This is a genomic window from Sphingobacterium micropteri (assembly GCF_014692515.1).
GTDB classification, from domain to species: Bacteria; Bacteroidota; Bacteroidia; order Sphingobacteriales; family Sphingobacteriaceae; genus Sphingobacterium; species Sphingobacterium micropteri.
On sequence record NZ_JACOIK010000010.1, the window covers coordinates 186,550 to 206,593 of the forward strand.

The 20,044-nt window shown below is 41.9% G+C and carries 12 protein-coding genes and 4 tRNA genes; 9 read left to right on the forward strand and 7 right to left on the reverse strand.

Annotation, left to right across the window (positions count from 1 at the left end; all coding sequences use genetic code 11):
• Positions 1 to 26: 26 nt before the first annotated feature.
• From H8B06_RS15060 to H8B06_RS15085, 6 genes are read right to left on the reverse strand one after another with little or no spacing between them, the layout of a single operon-like run.
• Positions 27 to 2,381 (reverse strand): ABC transporter permease, encoded by a 2,355-nt coding sequence (locus H8B06_RS15060; protein WP_190995073.1) that lies wholly within the window; start codon positions 2,379 to 2,381, stop codon positions 27 to 29.
• A gap of 11 nt (positions 2,382 to 2,392) precedes the next feature.
• A complete protein-coding gene (locus H8B06_RS15065; RefSeq protein ID WP_190995074.1) occupies positions 2,393 to 4,792 on the reverse strand; it encodes an ABC transporter permease in 2,400 nt (799 codons plus the stop codon).
• 11 nt (positions 4,793 to 4,803) lie between these two features.
• Complete coding sequence (locus H8B06_RS15070) at positions 4,804 to 7,185, reverse strand: FtsX-like permease family protein (RefSeq protein ID WP_190995075.1); 2,382 nt, start codon at positions 7,183 to 7,185, stop codon at positions 4,804 to 4,806.
• Between the two features lie 22 nt (positions 7,186 to 7,207).
• A complete protein-coding gene (locus tag H8B06_RS15075; protein ID WP_190995076.1) occupies positions 7,208 to 9,616 on the reverse strand; it encodes an ABC transporter permease in 2,409 nt (802 codons plus the stop codon).
• A gap of 12 nt (positions 9,617 to 9,628) precedes the next feature.
• On the reverse strand, positions 9,629 to 10,309 hold the full coding sequence (locus tag H8B06_RS15080) for an ABC transporter ATP-binding protein (RefSeq protein ID WP_190995077.1): 681 nt from the start codon (positions 10,307 to 10,309) through the stop codon (positions 9,629 to 9,631).
• Between the two features lie 58 nt (positions 10,310 to 10,367).
• A complete protein-coding gene (locus tag H8B06_RS15085) occupies positions 10,368 to 11,618 on the reverse strand; it encodes an efflux RND transporter periplasmic adaptor subunit (RefSeq protein ID WP_190995078.1) in 1,251 nt (416 codons plus the stop codon).
• A 590-nt stretch (positions 11,619 to 12,208) separates the two neighbouring features.
• Here H8B06_RS15085 and H8B06_RS15090 point away from each other — a divergent pair.
• From H8B06_RS15090 to H8B06_RS15105, 4 genes are read left to right on the forward strand one after another with little or no spacing between them, the layout of a single operon-like run.
• Complete coding sequence (locus tag H8B06_RS15090; RefSeq protein WP_190995079.1) at positions 12,209 to 13,534, forward strand: TolC family protein; 1,326 nt, start codon at positions 12,209 to 12,211, stop codon at positions 13,532 to 13,534.
• 30 nt (positions 13,535 to 13,564) lie between these two features.
• Positions 13,565 to 14,932, forward strand: coding sequence for a sigma-54-dependent transcriptional regulator (locus tag H8B06_RS15095; protein WP_190995123.1), 1,368 nt, complete (start codon positions 13,565 to 13,567; stop codon positions 14,930 to 14,932).
• A gap of 4 nt (positions 14,933 to 14,936) precedes the next feature.
• Positions 14,937 to 16,262, forward strand: a complete 1,326-nt coding sequence (locus H8B06_RS15100) for a sensor histidine kinase (RefSeq protein WP_190995080.1) — start codon at positions 14,937 to 14,939, stop codon at positions 16,260 to 16,262.
• 27 nt (positions 16,263 to 16,289) lie between these two features.
• A complete protein-coding gene (locus H8B06_RS15105; RefSeq protein ID WP_190995081.1) occupies positions 16,290 to 16,769 on the forward strand; it encodes a hypothetical protein in 480 nt (159 codons plus the stop codon).
• A 3-nt stretch (positions 16,770 to 16,772) separates the two neighbouring features.
• Here the strand turns inward: H8B06_RS15105 and H8B06_RS15110 are convergent, their stop codons facing one another.
• A complete protein-coding gene (locus H8B06_RS15110) occupies positions 16,773 to 17,939 on the reverse strand; it encodes a BamA/TamA family outer membrane protein (RefSeq protein WP_223857699.1) in 1,167 nt (388 codons plus the stop codon).
• 295 nt (positions 17,940 to 18,234) lie between these two features.
• Between H8B06_RS15110 and H8B06_RS15115 the strand changes: the two genes are divergently transcribed.
• The 5 genes from H8B06_RS15115 to tuf all read left to right on the forward strand — a co-directional run bounded on the left by H8B06_RS15115 (position 18,235) and on the right by tuf (position 19,980).
• Positions 18,235 to 18,307: transfer RNA gene (locus H8B06_RS15115), tRNA-Thr, on the forward strand.
• A gap of 26 nt (positions 18,308 to 18,333) precedes the next feature.
• Positions 18,334 to 18,417 (forward strand) — tRNA-Tyr (locus H8B06_RS15120).
• 66 nt (positions 18,418 to 18,483) lie between these two features.
• Positions 18,484 to 18,556 (forward strand) — tRNA-Gly (locus tag H8B06_RS15125).
• 88 nt (positions 18,557 to 18,644) lie between these two features.
• Positions 18,645 to 18,716: transfer RNA gene (locus tag H8B06_RS15130), tRNA-Thr, on the forward strand.
• A 76-nt stretch (positions 18,717 to 18,792) separates the two neighbouring features.
• Positions 18,793 to 19,980 carry an elongation factor Tu gene (gene tuf, locus H8B06_RS15135; protein WP_130143188.1) on the forward strand — a complete coding sequence of 396 codons (1,188 nt, stop codon included), beginning with the start codon at positions 18,793 to 18,795 and terminating at the stop codon, positions 19,978 to 19,980.
• Positions 19,981 to 20,044 lie beyond the last annotated feature (64 nt).

Below are 20,044 nucleotides of genomic sequence, written 5' to 3' on the forward strand. Positions count from 1 at the left end.
TCTTAAGTATACATCGTCATACTATTTTACTCATCCCGTAACGAATCCACGGGATTGGCACGTGCGGCTTTGATGGCTTGCGTACTGATAGTGAACAATGCGATTGCAATGGCTGCTCCTCCTGACCAGACAAATACCCACCATGAAATAGCTATTCGGTAGGAAAAATCTTCCAACCAATTGTTCATCGCCCACCAAGCGATAGGCGATGCCAGAACGATAGCCATAAACACTAGTTTTATAAAATCTTTGGATAGCATGCTGCTGATTCCCCAGACAGAAGCGCCGAGTACCTTTCGGATACCGATTTCCTTGATACGTGTCTCCGCGATATAAGAAGCAAGCCCGAATAGCCCTAAACAAGAAATGGCAATGGCCAATATGGAAAATACGAACGACAAGGACGCTATCTGCTGTTGATCGCGAAACTTTTTAGCATATTCTTCATCCACGAAACTGTAGCTAAACGGATAGGCAGGATTAAACTTCTTAATAATGGTCTCCATCCTCTGTAAATTCTGTTGCATGGATTGGTGCTCGTTTGTGCGTACAATCATATTGAGCATCCAATTTTTTGATGGAAAGATGGACATGGGGCCGACATCCCCATAAGGAGAATCGTTGATATAGTCTTTAAATACGCCTACAATGGTATAGGTGTCATCACCCCGTTTGAAATATTTTCCCACAGGGTCTTTCAGCCCCATGGTTTTGATGGCCGTTTCATTTAATAAAACTGAAGCACTATCGGCTGGTAATCTGGCGTAATCCAAATCACGGCCGTCGACGAGTGTCAAACCCACCGTTTTAATAAAATCGCTTTCTGCACGTCCCAATGCGAAGCTGGTGTTCTGCGTCTGTTCGGGGGTTGCGCCTTCCCAGGAAAAATTCCCGTTGGATACCGACGCATTTTTGGTAATGGACCATCCGGTACGTGTAACGCCTTTGACCGCACCGCTATTTAACAATTCGGCTTTAATAGCTTCATAGTTTTTGTTCATATCGCCTTCCACCGGTATTTCGATGAGCTGTGATGTATTGTAACCGGCATTTCGTTCACTGGCATAATTGATTTGTAAACGGACAATTAAAGTTGCTATAATGAGCACAACGGCAATACTAAATTGAAAGATGACCAATACTTCCCGTAAACTGAGATTATACCGACTTTTTTTTAGAAGTCCCTTTATAGTTTTAACAGGCTGGAAAGTGGAGAGTACAAATGCCGGATAGATGCCCGCTAGCAAACCGGTACAGAGCACTAAAACAAGCGTGGCCACCCAAATTAGCGGATTAGCTATCTCGAATGAAAGCGGTTTATCTAAGATTTGATTAAATAATGGGAGGGCGATAAAAGCTAACCCTATGGCAATAGTACCGGCAATCAACGAGAGTAAGACAGATTCCGTTAGGAATTGACCTACCAGATTGCTTTTTCGTGCACCGACGACCTTCCGCACACCGACTTCTTTCGCTCTTTTCTGACTTCGTGCTGTGCTAAGATTAATAAAATTGATACATGCAATACAGAGAATAAGTAAACCAATCCCGGCGACTAAACGTACTTGTTCAATCTTTCCACCCACAGGAACACCGTTCTCAAAACGGGAATACAAGTGCATGTTGGACATCGGGTAGAGAAATACCGAATTGAATTTTAAATCGGAAGCATTGTTGCGGACAATAGGCTCTATTTTCTGGTTGAAGGATGTTATATCCGTTCCAGAACGCACCCGTATAAAAGTATAATAGGTATTGGTATTCCAATCCGTACCGTATGTTTTATCCTCTAAAGGAATCAAATAACTGAAATCAAAATCGGTATAGCTGGGCAAATCCTGCAGCACAGCACTAACCTTATAAGGTTCTTCATTATCCAAGATTACGGTTTTCTCCAATGGATCTTCTTCCCCAAATAAGTTTTTTGCGAGCTGTGCCGTTAGCACAATATTTTTGTGTCCGGCTAACGCCTGTTTGGTGTTACCGCTGACGATAGGGAAATCAAAAATTTGAAGAAAATCCGGGTCCACTTCATTGCCCTGGCTTTTAAGGCTTTTCTCCCCGTAGGTTAACAGATTGTTGGACGACCAGTACATGCGTGCCGCGTATTCTACTTCGGGATGCGCCTCTCTTAGTGCATTGGCGGCGGCGCCAGAAGTTATATCTTGGATACGAACTTCTTCATCTTTGTAACGGTTCCAAACTTTATAAATGTCGTTTTTGTTGTTATAGAAGTTATCATACCGGAATTGGTTTTGTACCCATAAGGCGATAAGCAGCACGGCTCCCATGCCAATGGCCAATCCGATGATGTTAATGGCGGAATAGCCTTTATTCTTTAAGAGGCCACGCCAAGCTATTTTTATATGATTTTTTATCATGGTTTTAGTGATTAATCATCTCTTAAATTTTTAGCGCTATTTGTACGGGATACTTTTAGGACGTTGATAAATATGGTACATGCGGCGATAATAAGGACGCTGGTTGCAGCTAGCGTAAACAACCATCCGTTCAACGAGATCCGATAAGCGAAATTTTGCAACCATATATCGGCGGCCCACCAGCCAAGCGGAACAGCGACCAAGACGGAAATGGTAATCAATCGCATAAAATCTTTACCAAGAAGGAAATTAAGATCGACTGTGTTAGCACCTAATATTTTGCGGATACTAATTTCCTTTATACGTCGCCCGGTTAAAAATGCCGTAAGCGCAAACAATCCAATGACAGCGATAGCAACAGCTGTAAGTCCGAAGAAGAAGACGATACGTTGCAGACGGACATGATTTGCAAATAACTGTTGGAAATTTTCGTCTAAAAAGGCATACCGGATACCGAATCCAGGTTCTATGCTTTTCCAAAGTTGCTCGATAGCGCTTATCTGTTTCCCGATGTCACCTCCCGTCAGTTTGACGAGTATTGCACCACCTGACTGGAACATGCAGGCATCATTCCCGATGGTAAAAACGGTCGGTTGTATCTGCTGTTCTAGCCCAAGTACGTTAAAATCTTTTACGATACCTACTATTTCCATTGGGATACTATCACAATCGGGATAGGTAATATAAGCCCCCCCTGCGTATTGAAGGCCTAGTTTCTTTGCTGCAGTTTCATTGATAATGGCCGAACGCGTATGTTGATCAGGGTGGCTATCCGTGAATAGTCTGCCGTCGATCAAATTGATGTCCAGTGTTCCGAAATAATCTTTACTCACTTTGACCGATCCAAGGCGATGTAAATTACCCTTATATTTGAAGTTCATCGTTGATGTGTCAGAAAATTGGTCACCAGGAACCTTGGTTGTTTTTGCTACTGCCTGTACACCGGTTATACTTAAAAGGTTGTTCCGGACTTGTTCAAAATTGTCTTCTCTGGTCTTCATCATGAGGGCTTGTATGCGCAGGACCTGCTCTCCGGAAAATCCCTTGTCAAACTGCTGCATGTAATTTAATTGGCGAGTGACAATAATAATCCCGATAATAAAGAAAGTAGCGACTGAAAACTGTATTACAATTAACCCGTTACGAAGGGCCTGTCCCTGCTTCCCTCTTGAATAATCTCCTTTCAATACCTTCGTCGTGTTATAACGTGCAAGAAAAACCGCGGGATATAGCCCGGAAATTATAGTTACAGCAATCAAACATAATAGAACCTGTATAAGAAGACTCCATGAAAATGAAGGTCCAAAAAGATGCAATGGGATATGGAATTCCCGGTTAAAGTAAGGCAAAGCAATATGTAAAAGCAAAAAGGAAATATTTAGTGCGATAACACATTGTATGGCTATTTCGCCCATGAACTGCCAAAATAACCCCGCTTGGCTGGAGCCGAGTACTTTTTTTACACCGACTTCTTTAGCCCGTTTTAACGAGGAAGCGATAGACAGATTACTGAAATTGATAGCTCCCGCAAATAGCAGCAATGATGCCAGTACTAATAAAATCGAAATATTCGCCATATTGCTGTTCCCATACTTCGGGAAGTTGTGGATGTCGTGTACGGCATCTACAAAAAGCTTCTCGCGGATTTCTGATTTTCGAAATTCTTCGTACGTTATGTTTTTTTCTTTCATTAACCTGTCCGTATAGTAAATCCGGTCTATAGCAGATTCCACTTCTTCGCTGGATATGTGATTTTTGGTTTTAATGTATGTATAGAATGACCAATTCTGCCAATGGTAATTGTCGGTTTCATAAGGAGACCGATACACGATTTGGATATTAAGATGTGTTGGTCCATGGGGATGCTCCATAACAGCAGTTACCTCACGGTCGAAGGAGTTAAAAACTTTAACTGTCTTTCCAATAGGGCTTTCCTGCCCAAAAAGTTTGATGGCGATTTCTTCGCTGATGACCATAGCATTCGGTTTTTGCAGTGGATTTACGCCATCGCCATCGATGATTTTATAGGGGAATACGCTAAAGAATAAAGAGTCGGCAGATATTACCCCGCTTTGCGATATCACTTTTTCTTCTACAGATAGCGGCATTTCAAAGCTTACATCTGTCGATATTTTTGTGGCGGTCTCGATCTGAGAAACATTTTCCCGGAGTAAAGCTGCCAGAGGTGCTTGGGTATTCGGAGAAATATCATCTTCTGTATCGCGGAGAGAAACCTTAAATACATTTTCAAGACCGGGATCCCAACGGTCATAACTCAGTTCGTAATTAAGGTAAAGTAGGATGATCAAAAAACTGGTTAATCCTACAGATAGCCCAAGTATATTAATCACTGAGTACCCCTTGTTTTTCCATAGTGTACGGAAAGTGAATTTTATATAGTTCTTTATCATAATTTTATTTTTTACTCATCCCGTAAACTATTCACTGGGTTAGTCCTCGCGGCCTTAACGGCTAATGTACTGACCGTAAATAAGGCGATTAAAATAGCCAACACGCCCGCAAAGAAAAATGTCCACCATTGTATGTCTATCCGATAAACAAAATCCTGCAACCATCGATTCATAATCCACCAGGCAATAGGAGAGGCAATGATGATGGCCAGAACGACCAATTTTAAGAAGTCCTTCGACAGCATCGTGGCGATCGCGGCGACCGAAGCACCCAATACTTTTCGAATGCCAATTTCCTTTTGCCGCTGTATTGTAGCAAAGGAAACCAACCCGAACAATCCCAAGCAAGCAATAAAAATGGCCAATCCCGAAAATAACGCAGTTAATGTCGCGGTACGTTTTTGTTGTTTAAATTTCAGCGCATATGCTTCGTCGGCGAAATGGATGTCTACCGGATAATCCGGATTGTATTTTTTTAATATCGCTTGGAGCTGATCCATATTGGAAAGTAAACTGTTTGCCGTATTTAACCGGATATGTATATAGCTAAAGTAACTGGCGGGGCCTTTTACCATCATCGGCTCAATATCTTGATACGGTGATTGCAGTATAAAGTCTTCTATTACCCCGACAACATGCCAAGTTGTTTCGTATTCCGTTCCTTGAGCCTCTATAATTTGTGTGCCCAACGGATTTATAAGCCGCATACGTTCCACGGCCTTCTGGTTCAGTAATACGGCATTGGAATCCGATGGATGCGTATAAACATCAATATCTCTTCCCTTTACCAGTTTGATGCCCATCGTTTGCCCAAAATCCGTATCGGTACTCATAATATTGAACGTCACATCGAAATCTTCCGGTTGCGCATTGGGCCAGGAATACCCCCAACTGTTACTTGTATAGCCGGTAATACGGCCTAATGATTTTGTCACACTGCTGGCAACGCCGTGCTGTACCAGCTCGTTGCGTATTATTGTATAGTTCTTTCTTAAATCACCTTCCAGAGCTACGTAAACCAAGTTATTTTGATCATAACCGTTATCGCGGTTCTGTGCATGACGTATTTGTTGGCTGATAATAATGGTGCAAATGCCTAAACAGATGGAAATGGTAAACTGTAATGTTACCAATACTTTCCGCGGTCTGAAATTTCCCTTGGCCGACACCAGATTACCCTTTAGGGTTCTGATGGGTTCGAAAGCAGATAGTACAAAAGCAGGATATATACCCGCACCGAGGGTAGCGATAACGATGACGGCTACGAGAAGTCCCCAAAAAACAATAGGTTGGTCACTGATACGGATATCGCCGTTGATAAGGGTGTTGAAAAAAGGTAATCCTACCGCTGTAAGTAACAGTGCTATGCTACCCGCTAAGAGTGTTATCAGAAAGGATTCCAGTAGGAACTGCTGGATAAGCGTTTTCTTCGGTGCACCGACGACTTTTCGTACGCCGACCTCTTTTGCTCGTCTTTCGGCCCCTGCGGTGCTGAGATTGATGAAATTAATACATGCGATGAGGAGGATGAATAACCCGATCAAAGCGAACATGCGTAAGGTGATGATCGTGCCCGCCACCATTTTCCCATTCTCCGATTTATTATACAGATGCCAACGGTTTGCCGGATAGAGATAAATACTCGCTTTTACTTGATTGTTGGTGTGATTCTTGACAAGATTAGCGATATTTTGATTGGTGGAAGATAGCGAAACTCCCTCTTTCAATAGGGCATATGTCTCGTGATTATAGTTTGTCCAATTGTCGTTAACTATCCAGCCCGTGATCTTCAACAGATCCCATGAACAGAAAAATTCATTTCCCCGGAATATAGAATTATAAGGAATATCCTGAATAACACCTTGGACGGCCATGGAAGCTAAGGTGTCTATTTTTACTATTCTTCCTATTACATCGGTATGCCCGAACATCTTTTTTGCCAACGATTCCGTTATTATAATTGCATCTGGTTTTAGGAGAGCATTCTCCGGATTGCCTGCTAAAAAAGAAAAATCAAATATGGTGAAAAATCCAGGATCACTGACTATACCGGAGGCTTTAAAGCGTTTTTCATCGTTATGGAGAAGATGGTCGACCGTAGCCGTTCTAACGACTTCTTCGATCTCCGGATGTTCCTGTTTGAGGATTGGGCCTAACACCGCGGGTGTACCTCCCCAAGTATGGGATTTTCCCTCAAATGTATCGCGAGTGTATACTTGAGATATGCGATCCGTTTTCGAATAAAAGCGATCATATTGTACTTCCGAGCTGATCCATAAGCCTATAATGAGCGATATGCTCATACCCAATGCTAACCCGAGAATATTGATGGTTGAATTTCCCTTGTTTTTCAATAGGTTTCTCCAGGCAATTTTGAAATGATTCTTTATCATGATTTATATTTTCAGACCCCAATTATTCATCCCTTAAACTATCTACCGGATTTGTTCGTGCGGCTTTCCAAGCCTGATAACTGACCGATAGCAATGCAATAATCACGGTTACGATACCTGCTGATAATAGCATCCACCACCGTATATCTATGCGGTAGGCAAAGTCCTCCAGCCATTTATTCATTGTCCACCAGCCTAGAGGTGTCGCAATTATGATGGCAATCACAATAAGTTTGATATAGTCTTTGGAAAGCAGCATGATAATCCTTGCAATACTCGAACCTAGAACTTTACGTATACCGATTTCCTTGGTGCGTTGAAACGCCGTTAATGTTACCAAACCAATAAGTCCTAGACAGCTCAGAATGATTGTGACTATCGTGGAGAGGTTAATTATTTTTGCCTGACGCATATCAGACTCGTAGATACTTGCTAGTTTTTCGTCGTAGAATTTATAGTCGAACGGTGTATTTGGATAGACGGTTTTCCACTCTTTTCCCATTGTCGTCAAGGCCTTCTGCCATTGGGAGGGGTGATCTGGTAACTTGATGTTAAACGCCTCTAGACGTCTTGAATTGGCATCAATCTCTAATGCCATGGCGGCCTTTTCAGCACGCAGGGTATGCGTATGAAAGTCCTTAAAGACTCCTTGAATGCGTACATCGTCTTGGCGGGGCCCTTTCACGATCTGACCGATTGCAGATTCATTGGTTTTGAACCCAGACTTGATACGTGCACTTTCATTTAAAAAAATGCTACCGATACTGTCTGACAGTTGTGGTGCCCGGCCCGCCAAGGTCTCTATGTTGTACAGATCAAAATAATTTGCATCGGTCGATTTAAACATCAACTGCACATGCGTTTCACCGGTATCGGACGGTATAGTGATGCTCATGCCGAAGGTACGATCGCTTATCGGTGGGCTACCTAAGGATATCTTTTCAAATTCGGGATACTGTTCTAATGCGCGCTTATATAGCAAGGGGTCGGTTTTCGTATCGTGCTTAGCCTTATAAGGAAGCCCGAGCGTGACAATAGCATGCTTGTCGAAGCCGAGATCGGTATTCATCATGTAGTTGATTTGTGCGGAAACGATGAATGTCCCGATGACAAAAACCTGTGCGATGACAAACTGGAATACGATAAGTGTTTTGCGGAGGGATATATTACCAAAAGATAATTTTCCAATACCTTGAACTTTAATCGTGTCTACGACATTGACTTTGTTGCTTAGGTAGGCAGGATAAAGCCCCGCCAACAATGTCAACACACCGATTAGTATGATTAAGAACAAGGAAATGGCCTGCCAATCGTTATAATCCTGGATGTTTGGAGGTAAAAACTCTTTAAATTGCCATTCAAAATAGTGTACCAATGGCAATGACAATAATAAGGCTATCAAACAGATAAACAATGTTTCCCACAAGAATGTGGCAGTCAGTCGAAATCCTTTTTCGCCCAGTGTCTTGCGAATGCCTATTTCCTTTGCCTGAAAGGGAACCTGGGCGGTGCTTAAGTTGATATAATTGATACATGCCAATAATAGGAGGAAGATGCCTACGCCAATAAGTCCGTAGACAATTTCTTTCTTGACCACGTAACTGCCAAACCCTGGAGTGAAGTGTTTTTCGGTTAACGGAAGTAAACCGTAGGAAGTCTTAAAATTGTACGTTGCGAAAGCCTCTTTTCCTTCTTCACTATTCTTGACGTTAATATTATCCAAGAAGATATCTTTATGCTGTAGAGGAAGATTAATGAAAACCTGATGTGCACTATTCCGCTCAAGCCAGCCTCTACCTTTTTGCTTATCCTGAGGAATGAACATAAATTCTTTTCCTGTGAAACTACTTGGTTTATCCAAGTCGGCAACAATTCCTGTTACGGTAAACAGTATGGTGTCATATTTTAATGTTTTTCCTAGAATATCATCTAACGGGGTATTCGCGAAATATTGTTTCGCTCGGGATTGGGTAAGGACTACCTGATTGGGTTGCGAAATTGCTGTTTTGGGATTGCCGGCTATCCATTGATAAGGTACCATATCGAAATAGGCGGTTACGGTATGGTTAATTGCGGTAGGCTCTTCAAAGATTAGGGGAGCCTGATGATTTTTATCAACCATAACCTCTTGAAACCCGCCTTCATAAATCGGGACTATTTGTGCCAGATGACCAAAGGTCTCTACAGCATAAGGGTATAGTGACAGAGGAACACCACCGAAGCTGCTTTCCTTGCCTTCTGCCAGCGTATGGGAAACCACCTGATAGATATTTTCTTTATCGGGATGCGATTTATCAAAACTAAATTCATAATGGACAATACGGAAGATGATCCAGCAGGCGCTGATACCAATCGCCAACCCTAGAATATTTAAGGCTGTAAAGAGGCGATTACGCCATAACTTCCGAAAGGTTAGCTTAACTCCAATCATGTTTTGTTATTTTTATTTTACTTCCGTTGTTTCCATAATGACCTGCCCGTCCAACATCCGTATAACACGGTCGGCGAATTTAGCATCGTGTTCACTGTGTGTTACCATGACGATGGTTGTGCCAGCCTCGTTCAGTTCGGTCAATAGCTGCATGACCTCGTTGCCATTGTTTGAGTCCAGATTACCCGTCGGTTCATCCGCTAAGATGAGCTTCGGATTGTTCACAACCGCCCGCGCAACAGCGACACGTTGTTGTTGACCTCCTGATAGCTGCTGTGGAAAGTGGTTGCGCCGATGCATAATCTGTACTTTTTCCAATACCTCTTCTACACGGCGTTTGCGTTCCGCAGCTGGTACTTTCGTGTAAACTAAAGGAAGTTCTACATTTTCAAATACGGTCAGTTCATCGATCAGGTTAAAGCTTTGGAATACGAAGCCAATGTTATGTTTACGCAGGTTAGAACGATTACTCTCCTTGAATTTAGCGACCTCGGTACCGTTGAATAAATAACTTCCTTCGTCCAGATCATCTAATAACCCAACAATATTCAAGAGGGTTGATTTGCCACAACCCGAAGGCCCCATGACAGCCACAAATTCACCTTCTTTTACGTGAATGTTTACGTTATTCAACGCAACTGTTTCTACTTCTTCGGTGCGGTAATATTTTTGTAGGTTTGTTATTTTTATCATGATGTATATGATTTACTTTGTAGCCCGCTATGGGTTTATCTTCACAGTCTTTATAATCCTATTTAACATTCAATTCCTGTATCTTATCGTATGTTTCGTAACTCGATACAATAACTTTGTCGCCGGGTTGTAAACCTCCAATTATTTCGTAGTATTCTGGATTCTGTCTACCAAGTTGTATATCTGCCCGATAGGCAGTATTCCCGTTCTTATCCAGTTTGAAAATCCAGTTTCCACCTGTCTGTTGATAGAAACCTCCTTTTGTTAATAATAACGCTTTTGTTTCATCGCTCAAAGCCAACCGGATTTGCAAAGTCTGTCCGCGACGTACACTGGAAGGTGTTTCTCCATCAAACTCCATATCGACTTGAAAGCGTCCATTCGTAACTTGTGTGTACACTTTTTTGATTTTCAGCTTATAGACTTTCCCACTCAAGGTAAATTCACCTATTTGTTCGGTAAAGATACGATTGATGTAATGTTCATCAATGTCAGCACGTACTTTAAAACCCGTCAAAACATCCATCTGCCCAAGCCGCTCGCCAGCATTTTTATTTTGACCGATTTCAGCGTCAAAAGATGTTAGCTGTCCGTCTACCGGTGCGCGCACAATAAGATCGTCTACTTTTTTACGCATGAGGTCCAATGCGCTTTGCGTACGTTCATACGTCTTTTGGTCTTGAAGGGCTTTTTGGTTATTGGAAATGGAATCTTGGCGAAGGATTTGTTTGGTTAATACCACGCGTTGCTTCTGATAGTTGTATTCGTTAACCGATTTTTCGTATTCCTGCGAACCAATAGCTTTCTCCTTATATAATTTTTGGTTTAAATTATACATGCGTTCCGCTTCACGGAATGCCTGTTGCACATCCGCCATCTGGTTACGGTTATTAATGGACATTTGTTCCGCATTGGTACGGGCTATTTGTGCCTGCGTTAACAAATTAAGGACCTGCGTTTCCTGTTGGACCAAACTCAGTTCCTGGTCCGTATTCGCTAACCGCATAATGGGATCCCCTTTTTTTAATACGGCTCCGTCCTCCACATACTTTTCGTCTACACGCCCCCCGACCGAAGCATCTAAATAAATACTACTGATAGGAAGCACCGTTCCATTAATAGGAATAAATTCTTGAAAAGTACCCTCTTTGACCTCGACAATACTGATGCGGTCCGCATCAACATTTAAACGGCTGTTTCCACTTGTAAAATAGTAGCTTGCCCCGATTAACGTGATAATTCCAACAATACCAGCGAGCGTTAAAATTCGCTTGCTATTCCATTTCTTCTGTTGTATTGGCCTGTCCATTAAAAAATTAGAAATTTATGTTTGTATAGTTGTTACCTATACAACGCTATGCCAATATTATAAGGTATTTGTTTACAGTGTTTTAATTTGCCTATCTGATAAAATGTGTCCGTATTCGGACAGTCTGCTGTTCGGTGGTGAACAGGAAAATACAAGTGTACTTAAAAAGAAAATTTCTACGGCTCCCATGCTAATTGAGGAGAGCAGGGAAGCCAGTAGAAATAGAGAGAGAAATAGAAAAGTGTATTTTTGTTTATGACATTATTTAGAATGATTTTAAACTGCTGTAAAGATGAGGGTTATTTAGAAACATTCCAAACAAAATGTAACGCAAAAGGAAATTGTTACTTAATAATCGGAAATAAAGTTTTCTGTTTTCTTTTTCTCCGCGAAAAAGAACCGAGTCCTTCGTTTTTTTGTGTCAAGACAAAAAAATGAAGGCCATGCCGCGGCGAGCGGCACTTGTACGTTGGTGAACATCAACTGTTCGATAACGGACACGTGATTCCTTTTATCTTTCCTATTGTATTATATTATAGGTTGTTATGTTTTTGGCATGCGCTGTGGAAGGGATAAGGAAAATTTTGTGAATGAAGAATTGTGCTATCCTTATTGTTGTGTTTATAATCAGTTATAGTAGTGCCATTTCGGTGATGGGACAAACGCATAGCAATTTGTCTCTAGCCGAATGCGTGCGATTGGCAGTCGAGAATAACCCAACATTGAAACAAACGGAATTAAATGTATATCGACATCAGATAAATTATAAACAAGCGCGCTATAATCGATTACCTTCTTTGGAAGGAAATATAAACCATGGATACAATGAAGGAAGAAGCGTTAATGCTACGACCAATCAATTTGTGAACACGAGCTTTTTCTCAGGAGGGCAGTCGCTTTATCTTAGTGCACCCATATTCAATGGATTCCAAATTTTGCATGATATCCGGCGTAGGGCGAGTGCCCAGGAAGCCGGAAAATTTGAATTTGAAGGGGCGGTGAATGAATTGAAATTGGATGTAATAGAAGCGTACGTATTGGTGTTGACGGCACAGGATATGTTACGGCAGACGGAGGGACAATTGGCTGTAACGCAAGAAAATGTAGAGCGTATGGAGATTATGCATCGGGAGGGAGCTGCTGATCCCGGAGACTTCTATGACCTAAAAGGGCAATTGCGTACCGATCAAAATTTGTTGGAGACAAACAAACAAGCGTTGTACGATCGGCGATTGCGTTTAGCGGCTTTACTGAACCGGGCTGTTGATGAATTGCCAGAACTCGAACCATTATCATTCTCTATTGATCAGAAACGTTATTCCGACGCGGAGCTATATCGTACAGCGATGAATGTCTTACCACAATTTAAGGCGTTGGATTGGCGCATCACGGAAGCCCAACAACAAATAAACGTGATGAAATCTGATTATTACCCATCTCTATCATTGTCAGCTTCCATTCAGTCTCGTTTCTCCAGTATTGATGATTCTGGGTTTAATTATTGGCAACAGTTTAGAAACTACCCCGCAAAAGGTATTTCGTTGAGCTTACGTATTCCGATTTTTAGCAAAATGAGGGTAAGAACACAAGTGAAATTGGCAAAATTAGATTTGGATGAGGTAAAATGGGAACGGGAAATCCAAGAAAATGCTTTACGGGAACAAACGGCGAAAGCGGTGTTTAGTATGAAAACATTGCGAGAAAATGTGAATAACCTACGCGAACAAGCGCAAAGCTATCAAGAAGCTTTTCGCATCGCGCAAGTGCACTTTGATGCCGGAAATAGTAACTCTGTGGTATTTCTAACGGCAAAAAACAAGCTGGATAATACTAGAAATGCGTTAGTGATTAAGCAATACGAGTGGATAATGCAAAAATATATCAATGATTATTACGCAGGAACATTAGATTTGTAATATAAAAAAATAGGTTACCATAGGTTTGTGATGAAAAAAGCTTCCATTTTAGTCGTTGATGACGATCAGGATTTGCTAACGGCCGTTCGCATTTTACTAAGACCGAAAGTAAAACAAATCATAGTTGAGCCGAATCCTGAAAATATCTTTCGTACGTTGGAGAGGAACGTTATTGATTTGGTGTTGTTAGATATGAATTTTAAGAGCGCTATCAATACGGGTAACGAGGGGTTGTTTTGGTTGGGGAAAATCAAAAGCAGATATCCGCATATCAAGGTGGTGATGATTACAGCATATGGTGCGGTCGACCTTGCCGTGCGATCACTCAAACAGGGAGCCTCTGATTTTATTGTAAAGCCTTGGCAGAATGAACATTTGTTGCAGACATTGGAGACCGTTTTCGAGGAAACCAAGCAAATAAAAGGACGCGAGCAAACAATCTTGTCGGCGATTCGTCAAGACAACGACTTGATTGGCCGTTCGGCGATTATGGAAGATCTGCAGTATAAGATAGATAAAGTCGCGCCAACGGATGCCAATATCTTAATATTGGGTGAGAACGGAACAGGAAAAGACTTGATTGCGCAGGCTTTGCACCAACGTTCTTTACGAAAAAAACAATGCTATATTAAAGTGGATGTTGGTGCATTGACCGAAACACTTTTTGAAAGCGAGCTATTTGGTTACAAGAAAGGTGCTTTTACGGACGCTAGAGAAGACAGACAGGGACGTTTTGAGGCGGCAAACGGAGGTACGTTGTTTTTGGACGAAATAGGTAATATAAGTCTGCAGCAGCAAGCAAAACTATTGAGTGTTCTGCAAAATCGACAGGTCGTGCCGTTAGGTTCTTATCAGCCTGTCTCGGTAGACATCCGCTTGTTGAGCGCTACCAATGTTCCTTTAAAAGCATTGGCGGACGAAAGCAGATTTCGTAAAGATTTGATATACCGTATTAACACGGTCGAGATACAGGTGCCACCGTTAAGAGAACGTGGAGAGGATATTGTGTTATTAGCAAATCACTTTCTGGACTTCTATAACCGAAAATATCATAAGCATATGGAGGGGTTTGAGCGCAATGCTATCCAAAAGTTAAAAACCTACCATTTCCCGGGTAATGTCCGTGAACTTCAATACAGTATCGAGCGCGCGGTTATTATGGCGGAGCAACAAAGTATACAGGATAACGACATTTTATTTTCTCCAATTGAGCAGGCGGTCCAGGAAAGCAGTATGTTGCGTGAGCCTGCTTATGCTAATCAGAGTCTAGAGGAGATGGAGCGTCATGCCATTCAATCTGCAATCGAACGTTATAATGGCAATATCAGCAAAGCAGCGCGTGAGTTGGGATTGACGCGCGCGGCTTTGTATAGGCGTATGGAGAAATATAATATCTGATAGCATGCGGAGACTGCGGGATTTCTTCTTCTGGAAAATATTATTCTTGCTATTCATCGCAGTAGGAGTAGCTTACCTATTCTTTCAAAAATGGTATTGGCCTGCTACAGTAAGCTTTATCCTGTTTTTTTTGCTCGCGTATCGATGGTTAGGCAAGCAGCGGAAATTAGTCGAGGAAGTACTCGATTTCTCCGAAGCAGTTCGCTATCGGGATTTTACCCGACGGTTTGTCATCAGGCACCCGAAATCTACGGAGGGCAGATTGTTTGCGGCATTCAATGATATCAACGACGTGTATAAGCGTATTAGCATGGACAAGGAAATCCAGCACCAATACCTCAATAAAGTTCTTAATATGTTGGATTCCGCGATCATTTTTTATCAAGAGGATACGGGGAAGGTGATGTGGATTAATGATGCGTTTAAACAACTTTTTCGAACACCACACATCGGAAATATCCGCGGTTTAACGAAACGTCATCCCGATTTGTATGAAAAAACAATTCACATGAAACTTGGAAAGCAACAGGTGGAATCGGTGAGCTTCGCGATAGGAAAAATTAAATTGCTGATGCATGGCTCGACGTTTTCTACACAAGAAGGAACATTTCGGATTGTTGTTTACCAAAATATAAGTGAGGCTATAGATGAGACGGAAACGAGGGCTTGGCATAAATTACTTCGGGTATTGACACATGAGATTATGAATTCTATTGCGCCGATCAGCTCGTTGGCGGAAACGTTGCACGTTCGATTGGAACAGGGCTATGGGGAAGAAGATATAGAAGATCTTAAGCTTGGTATCTATACGATAAAGCGACGGAGTGAAGGGCTTCTACAGTTCGCCAAGAGTTATCGTATGATAAATAAAGTAGATCAGCCTAACTTTGTAGATATACAGTTAAAAGTACTTTTCGAGAGTATTTATCAGCTACTGGAACCCACACTACTACAGAAAAATATCGATTTGGATATCATTTTAAAAGACACGCGTCTGGTTCTCCGTGCAGATATTAATCTAGTAGAGCAGGCTTTAATTAATTTGCTGCTCAACGCCATGGAAGCGGTTAAAGATTGTGCTGAGCCCTATATCAGTATAGCAGGGTTGAAAAGAGATGAACATGTAATTATCAAAATCCAAGATAATGGAAAAGGAATGTCTTCCGATATTCAAGAGCAGATATTTACGCCATTTTTCACGACCAAGAAATCAGGTAGTGGGGTGGGGCTGACCCTCAGTAAACAGATTATGCTGCTGCACAAAGGAAATCTTTTCGTGGAAAGTGAAGAAGGAAAAGGGAGTACATTTTCGTTGCAGTTTGTATCGTAACTTCATACTAAATCCTACCTTTGTGGTATGCGCTACTGCTGGGAACTGATACGGCATTTTTTTGTCTCCAATAGCCGACATGGCACACATTCTCCATTCGTGTATGATTTGGCTTCCCGTGTTATTTATCACGTTTCACATGTGAGACCGCATACCGTGAAAATTCCGTTAGATTTTAAACCCAAATATAGAAGCTTGCTGTTAGATATATTGACCTATATGGATGTTGGGGAACTTGGTTATTTAGGGCAGCCCGATTGCGCTGAAGCGGTGCTTGTAGATTTACGGAACGTCCCTTCTGATGAGATAATACAAGCCGTTCGCGAAGGGAAAATAGTCGTGGTGCATGAACCCTTTCAGACCCGTAAAACAAAACGTGTATGGCAAGAACTCGTGAAAAGCACGGACATTGTGGTATCTATCAATCTATTCTACTTCGGTCTGTTAATGTACCGTAAAGAACAGCGGAAAGAAAATTTCTGCTTACGTTACCCGTTTTGGAAGTGAGCGTTAAAAAGCCTCGCTGATGCTCAAATAAAATCCTGTCTGTCTCTTTTCGCCGGGTCTCTTTTCGCCAAAGGCATAATCAAACCGAACGGTGCTGTTATGTTCTAAGCTAAAGAAATAACGGATGCCTCCACCGAAGCTTGGCACTAAACGTAAATCGTGCTGTTGGGAGAAGGTGCTACCCGTCCCGCCAAACCCGACAACGCCCAGCCGGGGTATAAACCGATATCGTAATTCAAGTTGTGCAGTAGCGTAATTCTTGTCTTTATATCGTCCCAGATAGTAACCACGCATGGTCATGTCGCCTCCAAGATCACGATAGGCATAAAATGGAACGTTTTCCCCGAAGGTACTGCGGTAAAGCATTTGCCCGGCAAGTGTTATCTCTGGCGAAAGGGCATGAAATCCTCTGATATCAGCTTCGACTTGACTTCCTACGAAATTGTCGGTACCCCACAAACTGGGGGCATACGCATATTTTATGCGGGAGTAGAAGCCATCGGTCGTATAAGTGGTGTTGTTTCGCGTGTCGTACAGAGACGATACGCCCAGGGCTAAATACTGGCCACCCTTTCTTCCTAATACTTCGGGTTGCTCAAAAACACCCCCAGGTTCACGATCGTTAAACCTAAAATTTTCATATTCCACATTTACACCGGCATACCATTTGGCGACAATTTTTTTTTCTACATCGACCTTCGCCCGCGTGAGTTGATGTTCCAAGAAATCCTCATCGGCCAACCAGGTATCTGACCCGAGGCCATAGAAATTAAAGGGCCAATCCCGATACCGTAGTTCGGTTAAAATATGGTAATTATTATCTTTGGTCCATATATCGGTCAGCAGTTTGATGTTTTTCTGTTTTTTAGTAGTAAGCGTTCCCATAAGTGTTATGTTAGACGTTCGGCTGTGTGGGTCAGCTTTATCTAAGTAGAAATTATATGTTCCAGCAATACCGTACTCCACGCCGGTTTCTTGGGCGTATCCCAAGGCAGGCAGAACAATCAAACTGGCGCCACGTGTAGAGTCACTTTCTGCAGAGAGGAATTTTTTTACCATTTTTTGGATAAGCGTCTGTTCTTGTGCATAAGCTGGTGAAAAAAAAGAAGTCATGAACAATAAAGTCCATAACAAGATATTTCCGAAATACGGATTTAGTTTTATCAACATAAGTAACAGTCTTGAAAATGCGGTGCAAGATGTAAATTATTTCCTTGCGTATCAAGTATATGGTGCAAACGCCGGTTTTTTTTTGTAAAATATTTTTGTAGTTTGGATGGAGTCGCTATCTTTGCCTCATCAAAATCAAATGGACTAAAGGTTGTTTGAGGTTGATGATTGACGTTCTTTAACACAGTAAAAAAGTTTTTAAAAAACTTGCAAATATCAAAATTAAGTTGGATTTTTGCACTCGCTATCTGAAAAGGTAGGTGTTCTTTGGAGAGTTTTTTAAAATTAAAATATTGCCTCTTTAGCTCAGCTGGTAGAGCAACTGACTTGTAATCAGTAGGTCATTGGTTCGATCCCGATAAGAGGCTCTAAATGCAAATTTATTTGCAGGTTTGGAGGGGTTCCAGAGCGGTCAAATGGGACGGACTGTAAATCCGTTGCTTCGGCTTCGAAGGTTCGAATCCTTCTCCCTCCACCACCCGATTTTAGCATGTTACATGCTGATTCAATCAAAGAATCAGTATGATTCATCTGGGATCAATCAGCGGAAGTAGCTCAATTGGTAGAGCGATAGCCTTCCAAGCTATAGGTTGCGGGTTCGAGGCCCGTCTTCCGCTCATTTTTAAAGTTTGATTTAAGTCTCTGTCTTTTTGATGAATTGTCCAAATAGGTAGAGGCTATCATCTGTAGATAGGCTTTTGATAAGCCGAAGTAGCTCAGGGGTAGAGCACTTCCTTGGTAAGGAAGAGGTCGTGGGTTCAAATCCCATCTTTGGCTCAAAAAATATGAAAGTTTATTACTTTTGTAAAGGATTTAATTAAGAAACATTTTATAATTACTAATTCGCATAAACATGGCAAAAGAGAAATTTGACCGGAGTAAACCGCACTTAAATATCGGTACAATCGGTCACGTTGACCACGGTAAAACAACTACCACAGCTGCTATCACTAAAGTATTGGCTGACAAAGGTTTTTCAGAGGCTCGTTCATTTGATTCAATTGACTCTGCTCCTGAAGAAAAAGAGCGTGGTATTACAATCAATACGGCACACGTAGAATACCAAACAGCGAACCGTCACTATGCGCACGTTGACTGTCCAGGTCACGCTGACTATGTGAAAAACATGGTTACCGGTGCTGCACAGATGGATGGTGCTATCATCGTAGTTGCTGCGACTGATGGTCCTATGCCTCAAACTCGTGAGCACATCTTGTTGGCTCGCCAGGTAGGTGTTCCTGCGTTAGTAGTATTCTTGAATAAAGTTGACTTAGTTGACGACGAAGAGTTGTTAGAGCTTGTTGAAATGGAAGTTCGTGAGCTATTGTCATTCTACGAATTCCCAGGTGATGATATCCCTGTAGTCAAAGGATCGGCTCTAGGTGCATTGAATGGTGAAACAGAGTGGGTTGATAAAATTATGGAATTAATGGATGCTGTAGATAACTATATTCCAATTCCTCCACGTTTGACCGACCTTCCTTTCTTGATGCCGATCGAGGACGTTTTCTCTATCACTGGTCGTGGTACAGTTGCTACTGGTCGTATCGAAAGAGGTGTAATCAACTCTGGTGATCCAGTTGAAATCTTAGGTATGGGTGCTGAGAACTTGAAATCTACAGTAACAGGAGTAGAGATGTTCCGTAAGATTTTGGATTATGGTGAAGCGGGTGATAACGTAGGTTTATTGTTGCGTGGTATTGAAAAAACAGACATCCGTCGTGGTATGGTAATCTGTAAACCAGGTACAGTAACTCCTCACACAGACTTCAAAGCTGAGGTTTACGTGTTGTCAAAAGCTGAAGGTGGACGTCACACGCCATTCTTCAACAAATACCGTCCTCAATTCTATTTCCGTACGACTGACGTAACAGGAGAAATCTCCTTGCCAGAAGGTACTGAAATGGTTATGCCAGGTGATAACGTTACAATCTCTGTAAAATTGATCAACGCTATTGCTATGGAAAAAGGTCTACGTTTCGCAATCCGTGAAGGTGGTCGTACCGTAGGTGCTGGTCAGGTAACTGAAATTGTTGCATAATCTTTTAAGATTATTTTAACATAATAAAACAAGCTAATTGGCTAAGGCTGGTTAGCTTGTTTTT